The following is a 7330-nucleotide window of genomic DNA, read 5'->3' on the forward strand; positions in this document are numbered from 1 at the left end:
TTTGGAAGGCTATGTGCAGCATTTGAGTTGCTGGCACAAAAATACTGTGCATAATTTAAACCTTGATTCACATTTAAGGCATTTATTTAAACTAAATGTTTGATATGCCCTTCAAGGCTATCAAGGTAACTTTCAATTGTGGATTCATCACGATCAAGTAAAGTAATCAGCTCTTTGACAAAGCCTTCAATAAGTAAACTCGTTGCCTGATCTTTGTTAATGCCGCGTGATTGCAAATAGAATAACGCCTGCTGATCAAGCTGACCAATCGTTGCCCCATGACTACAAACGACATCATCAGAATAAATCTCAAGCTCAGGCTTGGTGTTAATCTCCGCAGTATTCGTTAGCTGAATATTACGATTATTTTGTAGCGCTTTGATGCTATTTAATCCTTCAGCAACATATGCTTTCGCATTAAAGGTTGCCGATGCCTTACCACCAACGACACCACGAAATGCAACATCACTTTGCGTATTGGATGCATTATGTTTGACATTAATATAATAATCAACTTTTGCATTATGTGTTAAAGCGTAAATACCTTTTGCATTAAAAACAGCACCTTCATTTTGCAAATCCACATCAAACTCAATACGTTTGAGTGAGGCATAAGCCGCCATTTGAAATGTTTCATAATAGGCATTTTTGGCTATTGAAAGTTTTAGTTTATGCGTCACCAATAATGCTTCAAAGCTTGTGTTTGCCAAGGCGTCATAGCAGCACTTTGCACCCTCTTTAAGATCGACATTGCTACAGATATTGGCTGCTGAGTAGGTGTCGCTTAATGCGATAAAGTTCTCACAAATCATACACTCCGCATATTCATCAATCACCAAGGTATGCTGATAATTAACCAACATCTTCTGACTATTATCAGTATGCAAATACGTCATGATAATAGGCTTTGTCAAACGCGTATTTTTCTTAACCTGAATCGTGACCCCGCCTAAATACGAGGCAATGTTTAGATTAGACAGCGCATCACTACTCTCACGCTGAGGTTGTCGTGACAAACTATCATTAATGATCACACCATCAATGTCATCAACATGCGCAAGTTGTCCATCAACAAAAATGATATTATACATATCCGTATTTAGGTTAATCATTGACAATGTTTCGTCAATATTTGTATTAACTCCAAGCTTAACTTGGGCAATATCGTACTTTCGATACAAAGCAGTTAAATCAGTGTAACGCCACTGCTCATTTTTTTTATTTGGAAAACCTTGATCAACAAATGCTTGCCATGCATTTTCACGTTGTTTAATCGCCTCATCTGTCAGATTAAGCTTAGCAATCGGCTGTTCTAATTGCAGCATAGTGTGCTCCTTAGTCATTAATCCAAGCATAACCTTTATCTTCAAGCTCAAGAGCTAACTCTCGACCACCTGATTTAACAATTTTGCCATCTGCCAAAACATGGACAAAATCAGGCGCGATATAGTTTAATAAACGCTGATAATGTGTAATCACAATAAAGCCACGCTCACCATTACGCATATGATTCGCGCCCTTTGATACCACTTGCAACGCATCGATATCAAGACCTGAATCCGTCTCATCTAAAATACATACTTTAGGCTCAAGCATCATCATTTGCAGCATCTCATTACGCTTTTTCTCGCCACCGGAGAAGCCCTCATTAACACCGCGCTTCATATATTTTTGATCCATTTCAAGGATATCCATATTCGCACGCAGTTTCTTCATAAAGCTCATTGCATCAAGCTCGCTTTGCCCCTTGGCTTTACGTGTACTATTGACGGCTGTTTTTAGAAACTGTGTGTTACTAACACCTGGGATCTCAACCGGATATTGAAAACTGAGAAACATCCCAGCATGTGCGCGCTCTGACGCATCCAAATCAAAGATATTCTGACCATTTAATATCACTTCGCCTTCAGTCACTTCATAACCTGGTTTACCTGAAAGCACATTACCCAATGTACTTTTACCGGCACCATTTGGTCCCATAATCGCATGTACTTCACCTGGTTTAATCTCAAGATTAATCCCTTTTAGTAGTACTTTATCTTCAACCTTGGCATGTAAATTTTTAATCTCTAACAACATATCGTTACTTCGCTTTTTCTTTTTCTTTTTTACATTTACTTTTATCTTTACGCTAGCCTATTGCACCTTCTAAACTAACTTCCATCAATTTTTGTGCTTCAACCGCAAACTCAAGGGGTAGCTTTTTAAAGACATCTTTACAAAAACCATTCACTATCATCGCTACTGCATCTTCTTCTGACATGCCTCGTTGTCGGCAATAAAAAAGCTGCTCATCCGAAATCTTTGATGTCGTTGCTTCATGTTCAATTTGCGCTGATTTTGATTTGTTTTCAATATACGGGTAAGTGTGCGCGCCACATTCATGCCCAATAAGCAAAGAATCACATTGTGAGAAATTGCGTGCATTATCCGCCGTTGGCAACATGCGTACTAGCCCACGATAGGCGTTTTGCGCGCGTCCTGCGGAAATCCCTTTTGAGATGATCGTGCTTTTGGTATTTTTGCCCATATGAATCATTTTGGTACCGGTGTCTGCTTGTTGCGCATGACGCGTTAATGCCACAGAATAAAACTCACCCACACTATTATCACCACGCAGGATAACCGATGGATATTTCCACGTAATTGAAGATCCCGTTTCCACTTGCGTCCATGAGATTTTTGCATTAGCGCCCATACACACACCACGCTTGGTCACAAAGTTATAAATACCCCCTTTGCCGTCCTTATCTCCGGGATACCAATTCTGTACAGTCGAGTATTTAATTTCAGCATCTTTTAATGCAACTAGTTCAACCACCGCTGCATGCAGCTGATTTTCATCACGCATAGGCGCAGTACAGCCTTCTAGATAACTGACATAACTGCCCTCATCAGCAACAATTAAGGTACGTTCAAATTGCCCCGTATTTGAGGCATTAATCCGAAAATAAGTTGATAACTCCATCGGGCAACGTACACCTTTGGGAATATATACAAATGAGCCATCGCTAAATACAGCAGAGTTTAATGCTGCAAAATAGTTATCCGTTTGCGGCACCACTGAACCAATATACTTCTCAATAAGCTCAGGATATTTTTGTAACGCCTCTGAAATTGGGCAAAATATCACACCTGCTTCAGCCAACTTTTCTTTAAAAGTGGTGACCACAGAGACAGAATCAAACACCGCATCTACAGCAACACCTGCGAGCATTTCTTGCTCATGCAAAGGAATGCCTAGTTTGTTATACGTCTCAATTAACTCTGGATCAACCTCGTCCAAGCTTTTTGGCTTATCAGCTGCCGATTTGGGTGCCGCATAGTAACTAATCGCTTGATAATCAATTGACTCATAATCAACATGCGCCCAAGTTGGCTCTTTCATTTCTAGCCATTTGTGATAAGCCTGCAAGCGCCATTTAAGCATAAACTCAGGCTCATTCTTGCGCTTGGAAATCTGCCGAATAATATCCTCATCCAAGCCATTACGAAAACGTTCTTGTTCAATCTCAGTCACAAAGCCGTGCTTATATTCCTGATCAAGCATTTTATTTATTTTTTCATCCGTCATGTCGCATGATCTCTTTACTATTTTCTTTCTTAGTTTGATTCATATTATTTAATTCACTTACTTCATAAGATGATGAATTCATTAACTCTAGTAATTTAAAACTACTTAGTGTTTCGCGGACTTTTTTATTAATCACATGCCAATAGCCACCCATATGACAATCATTGACAGAGCACGATACAAACCCTGCACTGCAACACTCAGTAAACGCAAGCGGTCCATCAATTGCCTCGACAATATCAAGTACTGAAATTTCACTCACTTCAGAAGCCAACGCATAGCCACCTTCAGCGCCGCGTTTGGCAAGTAATATCCCCTTTATGCTCAAGAGCTTGAGTACTTTACGCACGGTCGGCAAATTAAGTCCCGTAAGACTAATAAGATCAGTGGCACTGTATAACCCTTGCGGATTCTGCGCAAATTTGAGCACGATCATCACCGCATAATCAGCAAGTTTACTGACTTTTAACATCAAAATAGTACTGGCTTGGTATCATATGCGCAAAGGGTAATGGGTTTTGATGTTTGTGTCAACGGATTAAAAGTTGGTTTTCCTTTAATTACAACGATAATCATCGATACAAAAAAATTTTGCATTTTGTTTTTTTCAAGGTAATCTATCTTTCTAGTCACTGATCTTTCGAGCAAGAAAAACTTAAATGCAGCACAATAAATATCTAAACACACAGTTATCTAGCGTAAGTGGCTGTGCTGCTACTTTCATGCCTATTTTCTGTTGTTGTCGATGTATTAAGCCTAATTAGGATTTACTGCACCTCTATTAATCCGTTGTTACTTATGTCCAGTTTATCTTTAATTAGGCATCTTAATTTTTTTAATCTTTGATATTTTAAGCGTAGAAACATAAACAATGAATAGGATAACCTTATGTTTAAATCAGTACTTTTATTTATTTTAGCGGCACTGTTTCTTTTTTTTGAAATGGCACTTCAAGTCTCACCTGGCATTATGACTGAAAACCTTATGAGTAGTCTGCATATTGATATATTCTGGCTTGGCGTCACCTCTGGTGCTTATTTTATCACCTATACTTTAATGCAGATTCCAGCAGGCCTTATTTATGATCGATTCTCTGCACGCAATGTGATTATGTTACCCCTTTTGATTTGCGTCATTGGTGGATTTCTGTTTGGACTTGCACCAAACTTTTATCTTGCGGCTTGCGCACGTATTTTCATGGGCTTTGGCTCCGCTTTCGCTTTTATTGGCGTGCTTGTCGTTGCCAGTCATGTCTTTAGCAAGCGCTATTTCACTTTGATAGCAGGCATTACTCAGATGCTTGCAGCACTAGGTGCCATGTGTGGCGCATTACCACTTATCCCGCTGATTGATCACTTTGGCTGGCGCGCAACAATGATGATTATTAGCAGCTTTGGCTTGATTCTCTTGATTATCATGTTTTTCTACCTAAAGCTTCCTAATAAACACCTAACAGCGAAGCCTGTGACAAGTTCATGTATTGCTTTTAAGTCCGTTGCTCGCCAATCACAAACGTGGATGATTGCAATCTATGCTTGTTTACTGTGGATGCCAATGGCAGTTGTTGCCTCACTTTATGGCATTCCTTTTGTTGAGCAATACTTTAACGTTCCTTTTTCAGTTGCGGCAACCATTGTCACTTTTATGTGGATTGGCATTGCTGTTGGCAGCCCTTTGTTTGGTTTTCTTGCCGATAAAACAGAATATATCAAACGCGTACTTGTACTTTGCGCACTACTAGGTGTTATTTCTTTTGGGTTTATTACCCTAGCACCAATTAATAGCGTCACAGTTCTTGTCATATTGTTTTTTGCCGCAGGTGCTGCATGTGCGGGACAGGCGTTAAGCTTTTCTTTGATTTCACGCAATAATAAACTTGAGCATCGCGCCACTGCCATTGGTTTTAATAATATGGCGGTTGTTATTTCAGGCTTTATTTTCCAGCCATTTGTTGGCTATGTCATCCGTGCAAGCCAATCACAGCCAATAACAAACTATCTATATGATGGTTCAAGCTATCATAATGGCATGATGGTTGTTTTGCTTTCCTATTTTATCGCTACTGTTGCAGTTATTTTATTCATCAAACAAAAAGCTTAATATTCAACAGGTGATATTTTGATACTCTCCATATCCAAAAGCCCACCAAGACTATCATTCGTACCGGTCTCTTATTAAAAAGTACTTTGATGTGCTTCTTTGTGGAAGAAATCAATATCAGATGTTGCCGAGCGTGCAAACTTGGTACGCTTACGCCATTTATAGCCAAGATATAAAAGAACAAACAAAATCACACCACTATATGTTGCAAAGAAAGCACCCCATGTCGCGCTACCCGATAGCATTTGCTCAACTTGCGCACCAAACATCATAATCACCAAGGCAATGATCGATATAATTGGTCCATATGGATAAAACTTTGATTTATAAACCAAGTCATCGAGGGATCTACCTTGCTTGATATACGCGCGACGAAAACGCAAATGACTAATAGAAATGCTCAACCAACCTATATATCCAGATAAACTGATTAAGTTAACTAACCAGTTGAAAATTGCGCCATTACCTATGAAAGACGCCAAGAAAAACGTAGCACCCAAGATTGATGTCACCAGTACGCCAATCACAGGCACACCACGACGGTTCGTTTTGGATAAGACCTTAGGCGCTTGCTTTGATTTAGATAAATACCATAACGTACGCGACGAAGTATAAATACATGAATTAGCTGCTGATAATACCGCAGTAACCAATACAATATTAACAAGCGTTGCGGCATAGGTGAATCCTGTGCTTTGAAACACCATGGTGAAAGGACTCATCGCCACATTAGATTCGGGGTTTGCTAACCAACTTGCAGTATATGGTACCAAAAAGCCAATAATGCCTAATGCACATACATAAAACAAGGTCAAGCGCCAAAATGTACTACGAATAGCTTTGGGTATTGCTTTTCTTGGGTCTTTTGCCTCACCTGCGGCAACACCAACGATCTCAGTTCCTTGGAATGAATAACCTGCAATCAAAAACACACCTAGTATCGTAAATATTCCACCATTAAATGGTGCATCTGCAACACGCCAATTACTAAAGCCAACAGCATAACCATTCTCACTAATGCCAAAAATAGCCAGTGCGCCAACCAAAATAAAAATGATAACAAATGATACCTTTATAAAGGATAACCAATATTCTGACTCACCATACATCGATACTGAGAATAGATTTACCGCAAGAATAATAACAAAGAAAATCGCACTCCACATCACCACTGGGGTATCTGGAAACCAAAACTGCATTAACAGTCCAGCACCTAATAAATCAGCAGAGATAGTCATTGCCCAGTTAAACCAATAATTCCAACCCATGGCAAAGCCAAGTGCTGGATCAACAAACTTTTCTGAATACTTATTAAAAGACCCTGTGCATGGCGCATATGTTGACATTTCACCTAGGCTAGTCATTAGCATATACACCACAATCGCAACTAATGCATAACCTATTAACGCGCCACCTGGACCTGCCTGTGAAATGGCTGAACCACTTGCAAGAAATAACCCTGTACCAATAGTGCCACCTAACGCAATCATTGTTAAATGACGCGTTTTTAAGTCACGTTTTAATTTAGTTGATTTCATACCTTCCCCTTCTTAATGTAACACACTCAAATTTAAGTGTACTTGAATGTGAATCAAGGTTTAAATTATGCACAGTATTTTTGTGCCAGCAACTCAAATGCTGCACATAGCCTTCCAA

The 7330-nt window shown here is 39.5% G+C and carries 6 protein-coding genes; 1 reads left to right on the plus strand and 5 read right to left on the minus strand.

Annotated elements, in window-relative coordinates; translation table 11 throughout:
• Nucleotides 1-86: 86 nt before the first annotated feature.
• Genes sufD through ACY10D_RS11445 form a run of 4 tightly spaced genes read right to left on the minus strand, consistent with a single transcriptional unit; the run spans nt 87 to nt 4046 of the window.
• Nucleotides 87-1325 carry a Fe-S cluster assembly protein SufD gene (gene sufD / locus ACY10D_RS11430; protein ID WP_487000853.1) on the minus strand — a complete coding sequence of 413 codons (1239 nt, stop codon included), beginning with the start codon at nt 1323-1325 and terminating at the stop codon, nt 87-89.
• Nucleotides 1326-1335: 10 nt separating this feature from the next.
• Nucleotides 1336-2079, minus strand: a complete 744-nt coding sequence (sufC, locus tag ACY10D_RS11435; protein ID WP_487000854.1) for a Fe-S cluster assembly ATPase SufC — start codon at nt 2077-2079, stop codon at nt 1336-1338.
• Nucleotides 2080-2131: 52 nt separating this feature from the next.
• A complete protein-coding gene (sufB, locus tag ACY10D_RS11440; protein ID WP_487000855.1) occupies nt 2132-3574 on the minus strand; it encodes a Fe-S cluster assembly protein SufB in 1443 nt (480 codons plus the stop codon).
• Nucleotides 3564-4046 carry an SUF system Fe-S cluster assembly regulator gene (locus tag ACY10D_RS11445; RefSeq protein ID WP_487000856.1) on the minus strand — a complete coding sequence of 161 codons (483 nt, stop codon included), beginning with the start codon at nt 4044-4046 and terminating at the stop codon, nt 3564-3566. The genes sufB and ACY10D_RS11445 overlap by 11 nt, the downstream gene beginning before the upstream one ends.
• A 416-nt stretch (nt 4047-4462) precedes the next feature.
• Between ACY10D_RS11445 and ACY10D_RS11450 the strand changes: the two genes are divergently transcribed.
• Nucleotides 4463-5674 (plus strand): MFS transporter, encoded by a 1212-nt coding sequence (locus ACY10D_RS11450; protein ID WP_487000857.1) that lies wholly within the window; start codon nt 4463-4465, stop codon nt 5672-5674.
• A 74-nt stretch (nt 5675-5748) separates the two neighbouring features.
• Here ACY10D_RS11450 and ACY10D_RS11455 read toward each other — a convergent pair whose 3' ends face one another.
• A complete protein-coding gene (locus ACY10D_RS11455; protein ID WP_487000858.1) occupies nt 5749-7212 on the minus strand; it encodes an amino acid permease in 1464 nt (487 codons plus the stop codon).
• Nucleotides 7213-7330: the final 118 nt, after the last annotated feature.

This window comes from Cysteiniphilum sp., assembly GCF_057495195.1.

Excerpts from the sequence above, each read along its gene's own strand:
- ACY10D_RS11455 (WP_487000858.1), bottom strand. The coding sequence starts at position 7,212 with ATGAAATCAACTAAATTAAAACGTGACTTAAAAACGCGTCATTTAACA.
- ACY10D_RS11445 (WP_487000856.1), bottom strand. The coding sequence starts at position 4,046 with ATGTTAAAAGTCAGTAAACTTGCTGATTATGCGGTGATGATCGTGCTC.
- sufD (WP_487000853.1), bottom strand. The coding sequence starts at position 1,325 with ATGCTGCAATTAGAACAGCCGATTGCTAAGCTTAATCTGACAGATGAG.
- sufB (WP_487000855.1), bottom strand. The coding sequence starts at position 3,574 with ATGACGGATGAAAAAATAAATAAAATGCTTGATCAGGAATATAAGCAC.
- ACY10D_RS11450 (WP_487000857.1), top strand. The coding sequence starts at position 4,463 with ATGTTTAAATCAGTACTTTTATTTATTTTAGCGGCACTGTTTCTTTTT.
- sufC (WP_487000854.1), bottom strand. The coding sequence starts at position 2,079 with ATGTTGTTAGAGATTAAAAATTTACATGCCAAGGTTGAAGATAAAGTA.